We start from the raw sequence: 18,462 nt of genomic DNA on the forward strand, positions 1-18,462 counted from the left end.
TTGGATAGATGTCACAAAAGGTGGAATGAAAGTTTGAAGTAAGTATGTTGTTTGTAAAATAAATGCGAGGGGTGCGATTCGAACGCACGAATTCCTACGAAAATGGGTCCTAAGCCCATCGCCTTTGACCTGGCTGGGCAACCCTCGCACGATTGTTCTGTTTTATTTGATATAAAATTAAGAAAAGAAAAGTTCAGATTTTTTATTTGAGGAAAATTAAATGCGCCGACCGGGATTCGAACCCGGGTTTTGGGCTTGGAAGGCCCAAGTCATAGCCACTAGACCATCAACGCTAACTGCAACACATCTAGTAGCATTTGTTATATATAATATTTTCGCTTCCTGAGTTACACCACCCGAATTGCGCCTCGCCCGAATTGCGTCTCGGGAGTACGCGGTCCTTTTCGCTGCGCTCAAGAGGACTAATTTAGGGGTTGGAAAGAGTTGAAATCACCGAAAGCACGGAAAACGTGGACGAAATAAAGTATGGTCACAGAGACTTTCTGTGATTTCTGTGATTTCCGCGTTTTCCGTGGGTGCGGAATCTGGAATAAGTTTCTTTGCACGGTCTGTGTTTTTCGTGATTAGGGAAAATCGGATGAGCTGAGTATAGATATTCGTCTGAATCTATATTATGAGATGTTAGAACTGAATATTATTAATATGGCACTCTGGAAGGTAATGGGTGCAGAAGTTACAATATTATTCTATTATACGAAGATTATTTTCTAATCAAAGATTATTTCCATTCATTATATATACTAATTTTATATAGAAAGTTTTATCATATTGTCAACTTTCTTTTCATCTAAAACTGATTTTTTAACATATATATTTTAGAGTATTACTTTTTGAATGTGCCTTCAACAATATTATTTTTTAATCCTGTTAAAACGGATTTTTTGTGAAATTTCCTCGTTTTTACTACTTTTTCAAAAAAAATACTTTTTTTCCGCATTTATCCTTAGAAAATATTCCTGTTTGACATTTACAAGAATATGACACTTTAACTGTGAAAATAATATTTTTATCTTAAATACTATATTAATACTAATATTTTTACTGTTAAGGGGATATCTTCTATAACCCTGTTTTCTGCCGAGAATTTATTTTTCTGATTTGGAATAAACATCTCTTATTCAGGGCTGGATCTAAGTTCTCTTAAAAATCCTCATCCCATTATCTGTTCTGGTTTCAAAGTGGGGCCTGGATAAAAATCGTTTGATTCTGAGATTTGGTTAATATCAAATCCTTTATTCTGGCGTTTACAATCGGCTGGTTCCTCATTTTTACATATCTCTTTTTGGTACTGATAATATATTCAGAGCTTAACAAAAAGTTAATGTAATGATCGTGTTATACGGAGTTTTATACAAATGCTGAAGAATATACTGCTTGCACTTTCTTTTATTGCTGGCGTATTCTTTATAGACCTGTAGGGCATTGGCTCTTCGGATGGTTGTCTTGCACTATCTTAACTTCGATCTGGCCCCAGATCCGTATCGGGCAAAAGGTAAATTCGATGAAAATTATTAATATGGAAGCCTTTAGATGGCCCTCGAACTGACAGTTTTTGAACTCACGGATGAAATCAACGAAAACTTGAAAGTTCAAATATACAGGCAACCTTTCCTTCAACCTTACAGAACGAAAACAGGTAAGTATCAGTGGAACCAGGTTTCTGAATCTACGTGTGAGGCGAACCAGATCGTTACCTTATGCCCGTCCAAGTAAATGGAGTAATATTGATGAATATTGAAGAGTGGGAAGAATACAGATATGTTGAATTCGGAATAAATACCTTCATTGCTCAAATGGAGGAATCTAGCTTAAAAAAAATGGTGGAACATGTCTGTAATACCGGAGGAAAGAGAATCAGACCAATTATCCTCCTTCTGTCCAGTGAGGTTTGCTCAGGCTCGTATCATCATAGCCTTGATGCGGCCCTTGCTATCGAAATGATGCATTCGGCTTCCCTCATCCACGATGACCTGCTGGATCAGGGGCTTGTCAGAAGGAACCTGCCTTCTGCTCCTGAGAAATTTGGCCCGTCAAGGGCACTTCTTTGCGGGGACTATCTCATTGCAAAGTCCATTGAGTTCATCTCTCCGTATGGAGAGAACGTAGTTGGGGATTTAGGTAATGCAGGGATGGATATGGCTGAAGGAGAAGTTCTTGACCTGAGTTTCAATAAGAATAATTTAGGAGAAAGCAACTATTTCGAGTGCATTTACAAGAAAACAGCCTCTCTGTTTGCGATCAGCGCTTCTATAGGGGCACATACGGGAGGGGCTGATGAAACACTGGCTGGGTGTTTTAATTTCTTTGGAAAGTCCCTGGGGACCGCATACCAGATTGTTGACGACCTTCTTGAATTTCTGGAAGTGGTTGAAGGTAAGGAATCAAAATTCACCTCTGAAACTCTGCCGCATGTTTACATGAAGAACATGTCAAAACAAGAAGCTATACAAAAGTCTATAGATGCAGTAAAATTGCACGTTAATGCCGCAAAAGAAACTCTTCTGACATTCAAAGCATGTCCGGCAAGGGATAAGCTTTTCCAGATTACCGATTATATAACTGTCAATATGCTTGAAAATGTCTAATACTTTCAGATTCTCCTGAAAAATGAACCGGAATTCTGCCGAATCCCCTGTATGTAAAATGGGAAAATGATACCATTAGTTTTTATTTAACGTAACAAGTTTTTCAACTTTTGCCACTAACTTTGCCAGGTGTATCCATGAGAGTATATGATAGTCCGGTGCTTAAGGTAAATGCCAGTACAGAAAACGAAAAAATTGTGCTCGATGCGGAAGGTCCTCTTTCCCAGCTTGCAAAACCCTTCTTGAAGCGCATAAATAATATCTTTGCGGAAGAAAAACCCATCTCAATAAACGAGAATGAGATTATTTTCTCGACATGGATCCCACCTATCCCGGGACCTGTTTTCAGCCGAGTAGTAAGCGCTGAGATTGCAGCCATCAGGAAAAAAAGAGTTCCAGATCAGTTATCAATAGGGATTACTGCCCGCTGTCCCAACCGCTGTATTCATTGCGGAGCTGCCGACATTAAACCCGAGAAAGAACTGACCCTGGATGAGATTTGCAGTGCTGTGGATCAAAGCCTTGATCTTGGTGCTTACCTTATTTCTTTCGACGGCGGGGAAACAATGCTCCGAAATGATCTCGTTGAGATGGTAGCTAGAGTGGATAAATCCAGGGCAGTTGCCACCTGTTTTACCTCAGGCTTCAAGCTTTCCGAAGAAAGAGCAAGGGAGCTTAAAGCTGCAGGCTTATATGCCTCAAGAATCAGCCTGGATAGCCCCTTCGAAGCGGAGCATGACCGCATTCGGGGAAGAAGTGGTGCATACACGGACGCAGTTGCTGGAATCAGGAATGCGAGTGCTGCAGGAATCCTTACTGATATGTTTGTGGTTGTTTCCCCCCATAATATCGATGATCTTGAGGAATTTTACAACCTTGCGGCTGATCTTGGTATGCACGAACTCTCTATCTATGAAATCATTGCAGTCGGCCGCTGGCTTGATCACGAGGACGAGGTAATTGGGGAAAAAGATGTGTCCAGGCTTGAGAAATTCCAGAAAGCTATGAATTGTAAACCTGAAGGTCCCAGAGTCACCGCTTTTCCATATTTTATGGGCCCCAGTCTTTTTGGATGCTTTGCGGGCAGACGCTGGGTGCATGTTGCTTCGGACGGAGAAGTGATGCCCTGTGCCTACACTCCGCTCTCCTTTGGAAATATTTGTGAAGAACCTTTGGAAGCTATCTGGAAGCGCATGGGCAAGCACGGCGAATATAAAAAGGATACTGCCTATTGTAGGATGCGCAACCCCGATTTCCGGAAGGAATATATTCATACAATTCCTCAGGGTGCAAAAATTCCTTACAGGCTTAAGTAACAAATTTTATGTTATTTTTCATTCTATTTTTTTAATTATTGGCCTGTAGAATAAGCCCTTTTCAGAACTTTTTTTCAAAATACCTCTTTTTTTTCCCTGGAAACGGACTGGAGTTCCAATCTTAACGCTGCATACCAGTGTCTGCATACCGGGTCCGTATCCCATTGGAGAATAGGCAAGAGTCTATTTTAAGAGAGTTAACTTTTGAGAAGGTTAAATTCCTCAAAATTAGGCACATCAAAAGAAAAATTTTTACTTGTTGGGGTAACTGAACTTCTCTTTTTTTTGCCTGAAATAGCTCTTAAATACTCTCTTTTTACAAAAAAAGTAATTTACATGCTTTCCAGCGAAATAATATTTTTCATTTTTTTTAATTATATCTAATGGGTTTTATGGCATTTTTACGAACTTTATCCAGAATAATTATGGTTACGCTCTACAATTTATTTTTTGGTAGTATTTAGAAAATTTCTCTTCACTTAATTATATTCTACAGTTTGTATTTAATTATTTTTTACTGTTATATTTAATCTTTTGGATTTAAATCAAATATTTTGCTATTTATATTAGTTCTTTTCCTAAAAAATTCTTACACTTTCAATACATAACGATTGTTCATTATAATACTTTATATCTTCTTCGATAAAACCGAAGCTGTTATATAGTTCTATCACGAAGGATTTGTTAACTACCTCCATTGGAGTAGGTATTTTTAATTATTAATTTATATATTAAATTTTGAGAGACGGAGATTCACATGGCTAAAAATGAAATCTTATCTGAAATAAAAAAAGCAGAAGAGAGCGCTAAAGCGATGGTTGACGACGCCATTGACGCTAAAAACAAGCGCATCTCCGATGCTCGGGCTGAAGCCAGGGAAATCCTGAAGCAGGCCGATGTCGATGCACATAAAGCTGCACAAGACTCTTTTAAAGAAGGTGAAAAAAATATCCTGGAGGAAAGAGATAAGATCGTCAACGATGGTGAAAAAAACGCATTAGCCATGTCCCAAAAAGCTCAAGCTAATATCGACAAATCCGTCAATTACCTTGTAGAGGAGTTTGAGAGGGCGGTCCTTAATGAGTAGACCTAAAGAGATGACAAGGGCCGTTATTGTCGGGCACAAAAACATCTTAAAAGAAACCATCGATGCATTGCATAATACAAATCTCTTTCATATCGAAGACTTTGTCGAAGACGAGTCTGGTTTTAAGATCAGCAAGCCATTTAAAAATGCAGAAGAAGCCTCAAAAAAGCTTGTGAAGATCCGCTCTATCGCCAATTATTTGGGGATTGAAAGCAAAAAACCGGTAGTTCAAAAATCTGACTCTGTTCTGCGCGACCTTGACTCGAAGCTTAATGAATTGGACAGGACAATTTCGGCTAAAACGGAATCAATTTCCCAGCTTGAAAATGAATTAAAAGATATGGATTCCCAGAAAAAGGAACTCCTGCCTTATCTGTCCATCAACCTTGACTTCGATTATTACCGTGGCTACGAGAACCTCAAAGTTTTCGCAGGCATTGTTAAAGGCAGCCTGGAAGCAAGTCAGGTTTCGAGCATCACCCAAGCTTACGAACTGTACTTTGACCCTCAATCAAAAACAGTTGTACTGTTTGTAGCCAAAAATGATGCTGACAGAGTCTATGAATTACTTCAGGATCTTGGATTCAAAGAACTTCGAGTTCCAGAAAGAGGTGGTGTCCCAAGCGAACTGTTAAGATTTATCGAGCAGAAAGAAGCCGAAGTCACCAAGAGGATCGAATCCTTTAAGGTTGAGATCGAGTCCTTGAAAGTCAAGTATGCCGATTTTATCCTTGCCAGCGACGAGGTCCTGAGTATAGAGAGTCAGAAGGCAGAACTGCCTCTTAGAATTGCTACATCTGCAAACGCATTCATAATCGATGGCTGGACTCCATCCGAAGATTATGATAAAGTTGTCAGTGTAGTTAACAGTGCCACTAACGGCAAGGCATACATTACCAGCCTCGAAGTTCATGAAGAGGAAGAAGAGCATGCCCCTGTCGAGTACAACAACTCTAAAATAGTGGCACCGATGCAGCAGATAATGGACCTCTATTCCAGGCCCAAGTATACTGAAATTGATCCATCTTCAGCGATCTTTATTACTTTCCCGCTGATCTATGGGCTGATTCTCGGAGACATCGGATATGCATTGATATTGGGAGCAATTGCGCTGGCTATCAGAACGGCAGTAAAGTCAGATGCAGTGAAGCCTCTCATGGATATTCTAATCTATTGTCAGATATCAACACTTATCTTTGGAGTTATTTATGGTGAGTTTCTGGGATTCTCGCTCGCGAGTATGCATACAGTTCATGGAGTAGTGCCAGGCCTGATTCCAGGTTGGAATACCATTAATCTGTTTGCGGGTATCGGAGGCGAGGAAGTTACATTCCCGATTCACAGGACTCACATGGTAATGACTATGATCGCGATAAGCGTCATAGTAGGACTGCTTCACTTAAATCTCGGGTTCCTGTTCGGATTTTCAAACATCTCCAGGCACCATGGAATGAAGCATGCAGTCCTTGAAAAAGGAAGCTGGATCATTATCGAGCTTGGTGCAATCATTGCAGCTATCGGCTATTTTGGCGGTTCAGGGCTGATGTATGTCGGCGCTGGTATTCTTGTTCTCGGAATTGTGATGCTTACCATGGGTGAAGGTATCAAAGGTCCGATCGAGTTGCCATCTCTTATGGGTAATGCACTCTCGTATGCCCGTATTATCGCAGTCGGTCTGTCTTCGATTTACATCGCAAGTACGGTCAATGATATTGTTTTCAAAATGATCTGGACTGATCACTCTAAGATCGGCTTTGCAGCAATAGCTGCAATAATCGTGTTTATACTCGGACATGGTCTTAACACTGTCTTGAGTATTATCGCTCCCGGACTGCACGCACTCAGGTTGCAGTATGTAGAATTCTTCGGAAAATTCTATGAAGGCGGGGGCAGAAAATTCAACCCATTCGGATATATAAGAAAATACACGGAGGAATAAAAACATGGCAGACGCAGCAACAGCAGTAGCAGCAGGTAGTCTTTTTCTGGACGCAGAAGGAATGAAAGCACTAGGTGCAGCAATCGCAATCGCAGTAACTGGGCTTGCATCAGCAATAGCTGAAAAAGATATCGGTACCGCAGCAATCGGTGCAATGGCAGAAAACGAAGGGTTATTCGGTAAGGGTCTGATCCTTACTGTCATTCCCGAAACAATCGTTATCTTCGGTCTCGTCGTTGCATTGCTTATCAATTCTGCTTAATTTAAGAGCGTACCCCGCTCTTAAATTTCTTAGAGCATTGCTTTAAGCTTACTTGGACGTTTTTTCCTTACCAGGCGGGTTTTGAGCGGTTATAATGCTCTAAGCTCCCCCTTAGGTATCGTTGCACTCTAAGCAGCTTAGAGTTTTCGCTCTAGGCTTTAGAGCACTTTTTTGCTCTAAATTTATTTGAAGGTGTAAGCATGGGACTAGAGATTGTTGTAAAAGACATCCAAGAGGGTGCAAGAGCTGAGGTTTCCCGTATAAAAGCCGAAGGAGATGCAAAGGCCTCCGAGATCATAAATGAGGCTAAAGAATTACAGAAGAAGATGCTCGGAGACAGCCTTGCCAAGGCGGAAGAGGACCTCAAAAATTTGCACCAGCAGGTTATATCAAGTGCAAACCTGGAAGTAAAAAGAATTACGCTTAACAGGCGCAAAGAACTTCTAGATAAAGTTTATAACCAAACCATTGAATCGATCAAGTCAATGCCGGCATCCAAAGACGAAAAGCTCTTGAAACACATCCTTAACAAGTACGAAGCTGATGGTTCTAGAATTTATTCTTCCAAAGCTTCAGAAGATATGGTCAAGAACTTAACTTCGTTAACTTATGCTGGCAATATCAATTATATCGGCGGCGTTGTTCTGGAAAACGAGGACAGGACAGTCAGGTTAGATTTCACATACGATTCAATCCTGAAAAACGTGTATGAACGTTCGTTGAAGCAGATATCCAATCTTCTATACGGGTGATTTTCGATGCGGCTTTTGGAGAGACTCTGGGGGAAAAAACCCTCACGAAAATCCGATAAAAAGAAAAGTAGCAGTTCTAATTATGCTTATGCCGTAACCCGTGTCCGTGCGATGAAGAGTAAGCTGCTTCCTAAAGAATCGTATCCCCGGCTCCTTAATATGGGGATTGATGAAATTACCCGCTTTATCCAAGAGTCTGAATATAAAAATGACGTTGATGAATTGGCTATGAAATACAGCGGTGGCGATCTGGCAGAACACGCATTAAACAGGAATCTTGCGCTCACCTATGATAAGTTGGTAAGAATTACCTCTGGAGAACTGAACTACCTGATTGTCGCATACCTGAGAAGGTACGACGTCTGGAACATAAAAACACTTCTCCGCGGTAAACTCTACAACGCATCTGTTGAAGATATCCTGGAGTCTCTGATTGCTGCCGGGGAGTTTACTTATACTTCCATGTCAGAACTTGCAGCCAAGGCCACATATCAGGAAGTCATCGAGGCTCTAAAATATATCGAATATTACCCCCTGCTACAGAAGTTTGACGGAACTAATCTGGCATACATAGAAAATGAACTTGACAAGATGTATTACTCAAGCCTCTTTGAAGCAATCGGAACACCAAGGTCCAAGGATCGCAAGCTCTTTGTCAGGGTCATCAAGCTAGAAGTCGATGTTAAAAACCTGGGCACTCTCTTCAGACTGAAAAAAGCAGGAGTTGAGCAGCTTGATGAAATCATGCCTCTCATGATTGAGGGCGGTCTCGAGCTGAAGCCCGAGAAACTGGCAGCTCTTCCGTATGAAGAGTTTGTCAATGAGCTTCAAAGAACTAAGTACTGGGATGCGATTTCAGGCGTCGCCGGTTCGGATATGGCTTCTCTGACACCTCTTGAAAGCAGGCTCATGAGATATTATCTTGAATCCTCAACCATTCTTTCGCATGTATCTCCGATCTCAATTGTACCTATTATGGACTATATTATCCATAAAAATAACGAGACAACTAACCTTCGGATCATCTTCAGGGGTAAAGAATCTGGCCTCAGTGATGAATTAATCAAAGACCAGTTGGTGGTTATCTGATGGAATTGGCAGTGATCGGAAAGAGTGATTTTGTTACGGGATTCAGGCTGGCTGGTATCAGGAAAGTTTACGAGACCGCTGATGTCATATCCACTGAGTCCGCGGTAAAATCTGCGCTTCAAGATAAGAGTGTCGGGATTATTGTAATGCATAATGATGACATTGGTAATCTGCCAGAACTTTTAAGGAAAAACTTGAATGAGTCTGTCCAGCCCACAGTAGTAGCCCTGGGAGGCAGCGGAGCAGGCTCGAGTTTAAGAGATAAGATAAAACAAGCGGTAGGTGTTGATCTGTGGAAGTAAAAGGTGAAATTTATCGTGTGGCTGGGCCTGTCGTCACCGCTATCGGCTTGCAGGCAAAAATGTATGACCTGGTTAAAGTCGGTAATGAAGGTTTATTGGGTGAAGTCATCCAGATAATAGGGCCCAAGACCATCATCCAAGTATACGAAGAGACCGCAGGCGTCAGGCCAGGGGAACCCTGTGTATCCACAGGGATGTCTCTGTCCGTGGAACTTGGTCCTGGTCTTCTTTCCAGTATTTATGATGGGATTCAAAGGCCTCTGCACGTCCTGCTAGAGAAGATGGGCAGCTTCATCCAGAGAGGTGTCACTGCAGATGGACTTGATCACAAAAAACTCTGGGAATTCAAACCTGTTGTCAAGAAGGGAGATTTTGTAAAAGGCGGAGAAGTGATCGGAGTTGTTCAGGAAACAGTAAACATTGAACACAAGATCATGATGCACCCGGATATCTCCGGTACAGTTTCGGAAATTAAGAGCGGAAGCTTCACTGTTATAGACACTATCTGTACCCTTACTGACGGGAAAGAGCTGCAAATGATGCAGAGATGGCCTGTCAGAAGACCCAGACCTGTGGCGAAAAAACTTACTCCAGAAAAGCCTCTGGTAACAGGACAGAGAATCCTCGACGGGCTTTTCCCTGTAGCAAAAGGCGGAACTGCTGCAATTCCCGGACCTTTCGGATCGGGAAAGACCGTTACTCAACAGCAGCTTGCAAAGTGGAGTGACACCGAAATTGTGGTCTATATCGGTTGTGGTGAGCGCGGAAATGAAATGGCAGATGTTCTAAGTGAGTTCCCTGAACTCGAAGACCCGCAGACCGGTCGCCCATTGATGGAGCGTACTGTCCTTATTGCTAACACTTCAAACATGCCTGTGGCTGCAAGAGAAGCATCTGTGTACACCGGGATCACCATTGCGGAATACTTCCGTGACATGGGATTAGACGTGTCCCTTATGGCAGACTCCACCTCCAGGTGGGCAGAAGCCATGAGAGAAATCTCCTCCCGTCTGGAAGAAATGCCTGGTGAAGAAGGTTACCCTGCATATCTATCTGCAAGGCTTGCCGAATTCTACGAGCGTTCCGGTGTTGCAATATCCCTTTGCGGCGAAAAAGGTTCCATTACTGTTATTGGAGCAGTATCTCCACCTGGCGGTGACTTCTCAGAGCCTGTTACGCAGAATACTCTGCGTATCGTGAAAGTGTTCTGGGCTCTCGATGCCAAGCTGTCTCAGAAGCGTCACTTCCCAGCTATCAACTGGCTGAACAGTTACAGTCTGTACAAGGAAAGCCTTAATGACTGGTTTACTGAGAACGTGGCTTCTGATTACGTGGCTATGAGAGAAAGAGCAATGGGAATGCTCCAGACAGAATCCGAACTGCAGGAAATCGTGCAGCTTGTAGGTTCCGACGCTCTGCCAGACGATCAGCAGCTTCTGCTTGAAATTACCCGTATGATCAGGGAAATTTTCCTGCAGCAGAATGCATTCCACCCAATAGATACCTACAGCCCGTTCTCTGAGCAGTACAGGATCATGCAGGCAATAATGAGATTCGGAGACGCTGCACAGGAAGCTTTGAAATCAGGTGTTCCTGTCTCGGAAATTGTCAAGATGCCATCTAAGGATGAGCTTCCCAAGGTTAAGTTCGAGGAGAATTTCGATGCTTCTATGAACGCTGTACTGGCAAAGATGGATAAGGAGTTTGCAGCCCTGAGAGGTAGGTAAGTATGGTAAAAGAGTATAAAACAATCACTCAGATTGCAGGGCCTCTTGTCTTTGTTGAAAAAACAGAGCCCGTAGGCTATAAAGAAATCGTCACTATCAACCTGCCTGACGGAACTACCCGCAGAGGCGAGGTGCTGGACTCTTCAACGGACATAGTGGTTATCCAGATTTTTGAAGGTACTGGCGGTCTGAACAAGGATTGTGGTGTGGTCTTCACAGGGGAAACCCTGAAGCTTCCAGCATCCATTGATCTCCTCGGCAGAATCCTTTCAGGTGCCGGTGACCCTCTGGATGGCGGGCCCAGAATAGTGCCAGACAAGCTTCTGGACATTAACGGGGCTGCAATGAACCCATATGCCAGGTTGCCTCCTAAGGATTTCATCCAGACAGGCATCTCCACAATCGACGGGACAAACACCCTGGTTCGTGGACAGAAACTGCCTATCTTCTCAGCATCAGGTCTTCCGCACAATGAAATTGCCCTGCAGATCGCAAGGCAGGCTTCTGTGCCCGGATCCGAAGCAGAGTTTGCAGTGGTTTTCGCTGCAATGGGTATCACCAATGAAGAAGCCCAGTATTTCATGAGCGACTTTGAAAAGACAGGCGCTCTGGAAAGGGCAGTCGTGTTCCTTAACCTGGCAGATGACCCTGCTGTTGAGCGTCTCATCACTCCGCGTATGGCACTGACAGCAGCCGAGTATCTGGCATACGAGCATGGCATGCACGTTCTCGTCATCCTGACTGACATAACTAACTATGCAGAAGCTCTCCGTCAGATGGGTGCCGCCCGTAATGAAGTGCCTGGCCGTCGTGGATATCCGGGTTACATGTACACTGACCTTGCAACTCTCTACGAGCGTGCTGGTATTGTCAAGGGTGCCAAGGGATCCGTTACCCAGATTCCGATTCTTTCAATGCCTGGTGACGACATTACCCACCCGATCCCTGACCTGTCAGGGTATATTACTGAAGGCCAGATCGTGGTTTCCAGGGAACTGCACAGGAAAGGTATCTATCCACCAATCAATGTGCTGCCGTCCCTATCGAGGCTGATGAATTCCGGTATCGGAGCAGGCAAGACAAGGGAGGATCACAAGGCTGTTTCTGACCAGATGTACGCAGGTTATGCAGAAGGGCGTGACCTGAGAGGTCTCGTGGCCATCGTCGGTAAAGAAGCTCTGTCCGAGAGAGACACAAAGCTCCTCGAGTTTGCTGACCTTTTCGAAAACGAGTTCGTCCGCCAGGGCAGAAACGAAAACAGGACCATTGCAGATACCCTGGACGTCGGCTGGAAGATCCTCGCACACCTGCCAATAAACCAGTTGGGTAGGATTGACAACAAGTACATCCAGAAATACCATCCTGCACACAGAAAGGCTCAGTGATTAACATGGCTCAAGACGTAAAACCAACTCGGTCGGAGCTAATCGAGCTCAAGAAAAAAATCAAGCTCTCTGAAAGTGGGCACAAGCTCCTTAAGATGAAAAGAGACGGTCTTATTCTTGAGTTCTTCAAGATCCTTAACGAGGCAAGGAACGTCAGAACCGAGCTGGACGCTGCCTACGCAAAGTCTGTGGAAAAAATCAATCTCGCCTCTGCCGTTGACGGGATGGTTACTGTCAAGTCAACAGCCTTCACGGCGAAGGAATCTCCCGAAATTCAGCTTTCAGGGCATAATATCATGGGTGTCTGGGTGCCGAAGATCAGTTCTACAGGAGTCCGTAAATCCCTCCCTGAAAGGGGTTACGGGATAATCGGTACAAATTCATACATCGATGAGACTGCCGATGCCTATGAGGACCTTGTGGAAAAGATTATCACGGCCGCAGAGCTGGAAACTACAATGAAAAGGCTTCTTAATGAAATCGAGAAGACCAAGAGGCGTGTGAACGCTCTCGAATTCAAAGTAATTCCCGAACTCATCGCAACCATGAAGTATATCCGCTTCGTCCTTGAGGAGATGGAAAGGGAGAATACTTTCCGGCTGAAGAGGATCAAAGCAAGAACCAAATAATCAATCTTGATTTGAATATGGCAGCAAGCAACGATCAACCGAATCTGATTGAAAAAGCGGTATTCAAGTTAGGTGAACCCCAAAACCAGGCACGCCTGATTCAGGTAGCCTGGCGTATTTCTCTTCTAATGATGATTTTGGGGTTCATTATTGTCATAAGAACAATTTCTCCAAACTTTATGTGACCTGAACTTCAGGATGGTTTCCATCTCCTAAGTCTCGGTACAGGTTTTTGTTTTTTCTGACTAAAGCCGTCTCTTTTTCAATTCAATTTTTTAATTTTCTATCAAGCGCCTTCAAATTTTTGTTTTCTCGTTTGCCTTTAAATTAGAAAGCTATTTTAACGACAAATTTCAATTTTAATTTCTTATGCAAAATGAAGCTAGACTTCTTCATGTGACCGGCACTGTGCAGGGTGTTGGTTTTCGTCCCTTCATATACCAGCTTGCACAAGCCCATGGACTTTTCGGATATGTAAAAAATCTCGGAAACTACGTGGAAATTCTTATCGAGGGAAACCCGGATAGCCTTGAAAGTTTTCTTCGAGATCTGCCTGAGAAAAAACCTCCTCTTGCTAAAATTACAGAGCTCAAAATAAAAAATGTCCTTTTTTCCGCTTATTCGAAATTCATCATCGTGCCCAGTGAACCCGGAGCTTTTGAAAATTCAATTATCCCTCCTGATACGGCTATTTGTGAACAGTGCATGTCAGAGATCTTTGATTCTGCGTCCAGATATTACCATTATCCTTTTACAGTTTGCACTAATTGTGGTCCCCGTTATACAACAGTCCGGACTCTTCCTTATGACAGGGAAAATACTACAATGGCAGATTTCCCTCTCTGCGTGGAGTGCGAAACAGAGTATACCAATCCCCTTAATCGAAGGTATCATGCCCAACCGGTCTGCTGCCCAAAGTGCGGGCCAGAAATCTGGCTTTCAGACTATGAAGGAAATGTGCTGGCAAAGGGTTATGAAGCAATCTCAAAAGCTTCTGACTTTCTTCAGCAGGGCTCAATCCTTTCTGTCAAAGGGTTCGGAGGTTTTCATATTGCCTGCAATGCTCGAAAGGAGGAGCCCGTAAGGGAGCTTCGAAGGAGGTTGGTGCGTCCGGAGCAGCCTTTTGCGGTCATGGCAAAAAATCCTGAGGTTGTGGAGTCCTTTGCGGAGCTTGAAGGCGCAGGGAGGGAATATCTTACATCCCGTCGCCGCCCTATTACCTTGCTTTCCATGTCAAAGGAATTCAACCTGGCAAAATCCGTTTCCCCGGACCTGCATAATATAGGGGTCATGCTTCCCTATACAGGCACGCAGAACCTGCTTTTTGACCGTGTACCTGACGCTGTATATGTCATGACCTCGGCAAACCTTCCAGGAAGGCCTATGGTTATCGAAAATAAAGAAGCGCTTGAAAAACTTAACGGGATTGTCGATTTTCATCTGCTGCATAACAGGGTTATTGCAAACAGGAACGATGATACGGTTATCCGGATTGTAAACGGACGGGCGGCCTTTATCCGGCGTTCCAGGGGTTTCGTGCCTGAACCTGTAGAGTTGCCTTTTGAAATCGAAGCTTCTATAGGAGTAGGGGCTGAAATGAACTCCACGGTGACTGTGGCAAAAGGAAAACTTGCCTATATCTCTCAGTATATCGGAAACACCAACCACGTAGAAACCTTCAGGTACCACTCAGAAGTTGTCAGACACCTTATTCGTCTCACAGGAATAGAGCCTCTTCATTGGGGCTGCGACCTGCACCCTGCTTTTAACACAACCCGGTTTGCAATGAATATGGGAGGGAAAAATACACTTCAGGTTCAACATCACCATGCCCACATGCTTGCACTTATGGCTGATAACTCCCTGCCGCTGGACTCACGGATGCTGGGAATTGCTCTTGATGGAGTTGGATACGGTAGTGACGGCACGGTCTGGGGGGGGGAGCTTTTCGAGTCCTCTTACTTCGGATATGAACGCCTTGGACATTTGCTTTCTCAACCAATGCCCGGGGGAGACCTTGCATCGAAGATACCTTCAAGGATGGTTCTGGGTATTCTTTTCGAGAGGCTTGGGAGGGAAGAGCTGGAAAAGCTTCCCCTCATCTTTCCACAAGGAGCTATGGAGTTCTCAACAATTATGAAACAGCTTGAAAAGGGGGTAAATGTTGTCCAAAGCAGCAGTACAGGGAGAGTACTGGATGCAGCTGCAACTCTTCTTGGAATTTGCGGAATAAGAACCTATGAAGGAGAGCCTGCAATGAAACTCGAATCTGCCGCAAGGAATAGTATTCGTATAGTAGATCTCCCTCTGGTCTTCAAAAAAGCAGAAAAATCAGGAGTTCCTGTGCTTGACACGACCGAGCTTCTTCTGGGGGTTTATGAACTTTTAGGAAAGTACTCTTCTGCTGATCTTGCTTTTGCGGTTGAGGAAAACCTTGCAAAGGGAATATCGGAACTTGCCATTACCCTTGCAGCAAAAAGGGGCCTTGAAACTATAGGCCTGAGTGGAGGGGTTGCCTATAATGACCATATAACTTCCTGCATTGCAGGAACTGTTCGAGAAGCAGGTTTTGAATTTCTAGCTCACCGCCAGGTTCCCTGTGGAGACGGATGTATTTCCTTCGGGCAGGCTCTTGCGGCAGGCCTGAGAGTAGAGCCTGAGGGTAAGGCATGAGAATAACACCTGAGAATAACATATAAATACACTTTTACGTCCTGACCTACCAATTCTATTTCTAAAATGAAATTTATATTTACTCAACGATGGGTAAATTTCGAGCCATCTCGGCATCCGTGTGATTAATATTTTTTTTTTGCTCCAATTAGAGTGTCTTCTGTTCTAATTCGAGTGTCAATATTCAAAATGTACTGAAATTTGGTCAGAAAGACTGAAATACAAAATTAAATAAATGATCCATGCTTAGATAGGAGAGGGAGCATAAATGGGGCTAGGTAGTATACGCATTAGAGTCATAACAAGCAGGGATGAAATTTTAGGTATGGGGGCAGAGGAGAAGGCAGTACACCTTGCTTTTAGACCTTCGGACAGGGATCTTTTTAGTCTGGTCAAGAAATGTCCCGGAATAGAACTGCTTCAGCTTCCTGCATCTTCTTATGAAGGGCTTTCTAAATTTATCAAGATGTACCTTGCTTCTTCAGGTATTCATCTGGTAAAAGGAGATGTCAGCGGGCACTGGCATGACCTCAATAATTATTTCGTAATACCTGCTTACGTGCTTGAAAAGATAAAAGAACTGGAAGTTCAGGGAAGAACCGAGGAAGAAATAATTTGTGAGATTACGAATATAAGAAAAATCAGCCCTGACATGATCCTTCACCTGCTTCACAGCTCGTTCCTGGCTTCAGGCCCTGAGTGGCCGCGAATAAACAAAATTTAAATATCTAGTCTGGCTCTACTTCTTGCTTATAGGCGTTTCCACCATTTTCTTGAGGCTTTCTGTTCTTCTATCTGCCTTAACCCATCAGACGCGAATTTCTGCTGCATCCTATACTTTCTGTTTTCCTCGTTAACCCTGGAAAAGGCCTCTTCTTTACTTGCGAGCGTTCCTTTTAATTGCTTTATCAACTCTTCTTTTTCTCTAAGCTCGACTGCCAGTTTTTCTTCTCCTTCATAGGCTGAGAGCTGCTTCTCAAGCTTTCTTACTTTTTCTTCACTTGTAGCAAACATAACTTCCATAGTATTTATCGTTCTTTCTTTTCCGGTAAGTTTCTCTTCAATTCTCTTCATCTCCCCAACTTTTGCAATAACCTCTCCAGCTAGGGTCTTAAGGTCTCTATCCTTTAGTGAGATACTTTCTTCAAGTTTTTCTACTTCTCTTTCTTTTGCCGAAAGCCTCTCACTGATAAATGTTATATTTTCTAATTTTTCTTTAAGTTCTTGAGTAAGACTATTTTTCTCGCCTTCTTTTTCTATGAGCCCGGACTCAAGTTTTCCGGTTTCTTCATTCTTATCAGCAAGTTTTTCTTTAAGGGCCCGCAATTCAGAATCTTTTTCATGGAGAAGTTTTTTGTGCTCCTCAAGTTTCATTTCATTGCCTGCAAGCTTTTCCTCAAGGCTTCTGGCAATTTCCTTTGAATCCGAAAGAAACTTTTCAAGAACATCTATTTTTTCGGTTTTGGATTTCAGCTCTTCTTTTAGCCTGTCTATTTCTTCTTTACCTGCAAACTTTTCGTTAAGTTCTTTTATTCTCTGTGTTTTTTCGTCAAGTTTTATCTCCAGGTTTTTCAACTCGATCTCACTGCTTTCAAGCTGGAGATAAAGGGAATTGATATCAGTATTTTCTTTGCTTTCTTCGATGTTGAAAGCCATGGAATCTTCTTTTTCACTTTCAAAGGCATGCAGCTCTTTTTTCTCTGAAAGAAGACCGATTTGTCCTCTCGCATTTTCACAGATTTCAGCCCATGCAAGGATAGAAGCTACTGGTGTTATTCTCTTAAAAACAGTATCTCCTATTCTGCAGCCGTAAACTCTGCTGGCAATATAACCTTCCAATGTATCCAGCTCAAGGTTAGGGTCTCCTAGCCTTGAGTTTGTTGCATTTCCTTTTTTTGCCTGCCCGCCGTTTTCCTTCAGGCAATTAATGGCTTCGGAAAATATCTTCCAGGGGAGAAATGGCTGATTTTTCAGGTTGTCAACATAGACTCCATCCGTTTCTGATCGGGCTTCAAAAAATTGTTTCCCGCTCATCAGCGGAATCTTTGCCGGATTTCCTTTTTTATTAAATTGGTTTTTTATTTTTGAGACAACAGGATCTTCCATGCATGAGCCTCTTCAAAGTCGTGTCTGGAATATAATGAACATGACATTTAATAAAAGTTGTGCGATTTGCCTGACATTTTTTAAGTTAGTTATTCTTATTTTTCGGGAAGAATCAGCTTGACCTTTCTTCGAAAACAACCTTTTTCAGCCTGGAAGCAGGTCTGCCTGGCTGGCATATGGGAAGTACAAATAATTTTCTGGGCGATGAGTCTAATTTGCAGGTTTTGCTTTCCTTATATAACCTGTAAATGTTACAGCAGACATTCGAGTATTTATAGTTTTAAATCTAAAATTTCCCACCAAAACGAGCTTCTTTTGGACAAATAAATACAGCTGACCCGCTGAATCCTGCTGGTAGAAAATGAGATGTCTAGGTTTTAGAGATATCTGCAAAATAAGTACTTTATTCTGGAGAAGTCTTTTCAATTCTTTCTTTTTCTCTCTTCATTTTTGACTTTTTCTTCACATTTTAGAAACGAATCAAAGTTATGAGTAGCTATCTGATTCAGATTTTGGAGTAGTCACTTTTCAACCGGAAAATTATTTACCTTTTCAATAATTCTGATACTCTTTTAATTCTTCATAACAT

At 42.8% G+C, this 18,462-nt stretch carries 16 protein-coding genes and 2 tRNA genes; 14 read left to right on the forward strand and 4 right to left on the reverse strand.

Annotated elements, in window-relative coordinates:
- Nucleotides 1-63 precede the first annotated feature (63 nt).
- Nucleotides 64-148 (reverse strand) — tRNA-Leu (locus tag RG963_RS13645).
- Nucleotides 149-221: 73 nt separating this feature from the next.
- Nucleotides 222-293 (reverse strand) — tRNA-Gly (locus RG963_RS13650).
- A 1,425-nt stretch (nt 294-1,718) separates the two neighbouring features.
- Here RG963_RS13650 and RG963_RS13655 point away from each other — a divergent pair.
- Entirely contained in the window at nt 1,719-2,606 is an 888-nt protein-coding gene (locus tag RG963_RS13655; protein WP_310576831.1) for a polyprenyl synthetase family protein, read from the forward strand.
- 137 nt (nt 2,607-2,743) lie between these two features.
- Nucleotides 2,744-3,922: a radical SAM protein gene (locus tag RG963_RS13660; RefSeq protein WP_310576832.1), complete on the forward strand. Its 1,179-nt coding sequence runs from the start codon at nt 2,744-2,746 to the stop codon at nt 3,920-3,922.
- An 18-nt stretch (nt 3,923-3,940) separates the two neighbouring features.
- Here the strand turns inward: RG963_RS13660 and RG963_RS13665 are convergent, their stop codons facing one another.
- The gene (locus RG963_RS13665; RefSeq protein ID WP_310576833.1) at nt 3,941-4,069 is read right to left on the reverse strand and encodes a hypothetical protein; all 129 of its coding nucleotides are present in this window, start codon (nt 4,067-4,069) and stop codon (nt 3,941-3,943) included.
- 610 nt (nt 4,070-4,679) lie between these two features.
- Here RG963_RS13665 and ahaH point away from each other — a divergent pair.
- The 12 genes from ahaH to RG963_RS13725 all read left to right on the forward strand — a co-directional run bounded on the left by ahaH (nt 4,680) and on the right by RG963_RS13725 (nt 16,491).
- On the forward strand, nt 4,680-5,009 hold the full coding sequence (gene ahaH, locus RG963_RS13670) for an ATP synthase archaeal subunit H (RefSeq protein ID WP_310576834.1): 330 nt from the start codon (nt 4,680-4,682) through the stop codon (nt 5,007-5,009).
- Nucleotides 5,002-6,948: a V-type ATP synthase subunit I gene (locus RG963_RS13675; RefSeq protein ID WP_310576835.1), complete on the forward strand. Its 1,947-nt coding sequence runs from the start codon at nt 5,002-5,004 to the stop codon at nt 6,946-6,948. The genes ahaH and RG963_RS13675 overlap by 8 nt, the downstream gene beginning before the upstream one ends.
- Before the next feature lie 4 nt (nt 6,949-6,952).
- On the forward strand, nt 6,953-7,210 hold the full coding sequence (locus tag RG963_RS13680) for a V-type ATP synthase subunit K (protein ID WP_310576836.1): 258 nt from the start codon (nt 6,953-6,955) through the stop codon (nt 7,208-7,210).
- 200 nt (nt 7,211-7,410) lie between these two features.
- Complete coding sequence (locus tag RG963_RS13685) at nt 7,411-7,962, forward strand: V-type ATP synthase subunit E (protein ID WP_310576837.1); 552 nt, start codon at nt 7,411-7,413, stop codon at nt 7,960-7,962.
- Nucleotides 7,963-7,968: 6 nt separating this feature from the next.
- Entirely contained in the window at nt 7,969-9,051 is a 1,083-nt protein-coding gene (locus RG963_RS13690) for a V-type ATP synthase subunit C (protein WP_310576838.1), read from the forward strand.
- The gene (locus RG963_RS13695) at nt 9,051-9,353 is read left to right on the forward strand and encodes a V-type ATP synthase subunit F (RefSeq protein WP_310576839.1); all 303 of its coding nucleotides are present in this window, start codon (nt 9,051-9,053) and stop codon (nt 9,351-9,353) included. Before RG963_RS13690 ends, RG963_RS13695 begins: the two co-directional genes overlap by 1 nt.
- The gene (locus RG963_RS13700; protein ID WP_310576840.1) at nt 9,344-11,080 is read left to right on the forward strand and encodes an ATP synthase subunit A; all 1,737 of its coding nucleotides are present in this window, start codon (nt 9,344-9,346) and stop codon (nt 11,078-11,080) included. The genes RG963_RS13695 and RG963_RS13700 overlap by 10 nt, the downstream gene beginning before the upstream one ends.
- A gap of 2 nt (nt 11,081-11,082) precedes the next feature.
- Nucleotides 11,083-12,465 (forward strand): ATP synthase subunit B, encoded by a 1,383-nt coding sequence (locus RG963_RS13705; protein ID WP_310576841.1) that lies wholly within the window; start codon nt 11,083-11,085, stop codon nt 12,463-12,465.
- Nucleotides 12,466-12,470: 5 nt separating this feature from the next.
- A complete protein-coding gene (locus RG963_RS13710) occupies nt 12,471-13,094 on the forward strand; it encodes a V-type ATP synthase subunit D (RefSeq protein WP_310576842.1) in 624 nt (207 codons plus the stop codon).
- Between the two features lie 17 nt (nt 13,095-13,111).
- Nucleotides 13,112-13,279, forward strand: coding sequence for a hypothetical protein (locus RG963_RS13715; RefSeq protein WP_310576843.1), 168 nt, complete (start codon nt 13,112-13,114; stop codon nt 13,277-13,279).
- A gap of 184 nt (nt 13,280-13,463) precedes the next feature.
- Nucleotides 13,464-15,767, forward strand: a complete 2,304-nt coding sequence (gene hypF / locus RG963_RS13720) for a carbamoyltransferase HypF (protein ID WP_310576844.1) — start codon at nt 13,464-13,466, stop codon at nt 15,765-15,767.
- A gap of 268 nt (nt 15,768-16,035) precedes the next feature.
- Nucleotides 16,036-16,491: a DUF1699 family protein gene (locus tag RG963_RS13725; RefSeq protein WP_310576845.1), complete on the forward strand. Its 456-nt coding sequence runs from the start codon at nt 16,036-16,038 to the stop codon at nt 16,489-16,491.
- Nucleotides 16,492-16,517: 26 nt separating this feature from the next.
- Here RG963_RS13725 and RG963_RS13730 read toward each other — a convergent pair whose 3' ends face one another.
- On the reverse strand, nt 16,518-17,873 hold the full coding sequence (locus RG963_RS13730) for a coiled-coil domain-containing protein (RefSeq protein WP_310576846.1): 1,356 nt from the start codon (nt 17,871-17,873) through the stop codon (nt 16,518-16,520).
- Nucleotides 17,874-18,462: the final 589 nt, after the last annotated feature.

It is taken from the genome of Methanosarcina baikalica, assembly GCF_031461075.1.
GTDB classification, from domain to species: Archaea; Halobacteriota; Methanosarcinia; order Methanosarcinales; family Methanosarcinaceae; genus Methanosarcina; species Methanosarcina baikalica.

Coding starts and splice junctions, on each gene's coding strand:
- RG963_RS13655 (WP_310576831.1), top strand. CDS start 1,719: ATGCCCGTCCAAGTAAATGGAGTAATATTGATGAATATTGAAGAGTGG.
- RG963_RS13660 (WP_310576832.1), top strand. CDS start 2,744: ATGAGAGTATATGATAGTCCGGTGCTTAAGGTAAATGCCAGTACAGAA.
- RG963_RS13665 (WP_310576833.1), bottom strand. CDS start 4,069: ATGCAGACACTGGTATGCAGCGTTAAGATTGGAACTCCAGTCCGTTTC.
- ahaH (WP_310576834.1), top strand. CDS start 4,680: ATGGCTAAAAATGAAATCTTATCTGAAATAAAAAAAGCAGAAGAGAGC.
- RG963_RS13675 (WP_310576835.1), top strand. CDS start 5,002: ATGAGTAGACCTAAAGAGATGACAAGGGCCGTTATTGTCGGGCACAAA.
- RG963_RS13680 (WP_310576836.1), top strand. CDS start 6,953: ATGGCAGACGCAGCAACAGCAGTAGCAGCAGGTAGTCTTTTTCTGGAC.
- RG963_RS13685 (WP_310576837.1), top strand. CDS start 7,411: ATGGGACTAGAGATTGTTGTAAAAGACATCCAAGAGGGTGCAAGAGCT.
- RG963_RS13690 (WP_310576838.1), top strand. CDS start 7,969: ATGCGGCTTTTGGAGAGACTCTGGGGGAAAAAACCCTCACGAAAATCC.
- RG963_RS13695 (WP_310576839.1), top strand. CDS start 9,051: ATGGAATTGGCAGTGATCGGAAAGAGTGATTTTGTTACGGGATTCAGG.
- RG963_RS13705 (WP_310576841.1), top strand. CDS start 11,083: ATGGTAAAAGAGTATAAAACAATCACTCAGATTGCAGGGCCTCTTGTC.
- RG963_RS13710 (WP_310576842.1), top strand. CDS start 12,471: ATGGCTCAAGACGTAAAACCAACTCGGTCGGAGCTAATCGAGCTCAAG.
- RG963_RS13715 (WP_310576843.1), top strand. CDS start 13,112: ATGGCAGCAAGCAACGATCAACCGAATCTGATTGAAAAAGCGGTATTC.
- hypF (WP_310576844.1), top strand. CDS start 13,464: ATGCAAAATGAAGCTAGACTTCTTCATGTGACCGGCACTGTGCAGGGT.
- RG963_RS13725 (WP_310576845.1), top strand. CDS start 16,036: ATGGGGCTAGGTAGTATACGCATTAGAGTCATAACAAGCAGGGATGAA.
- RG963_RS13730 (WP_310576846.1), bottom strand. CDS start 17,873: ATGGAAGATCCTGTTGTCTCAAAAATAAAAAACCAATTTAATAAAAAA.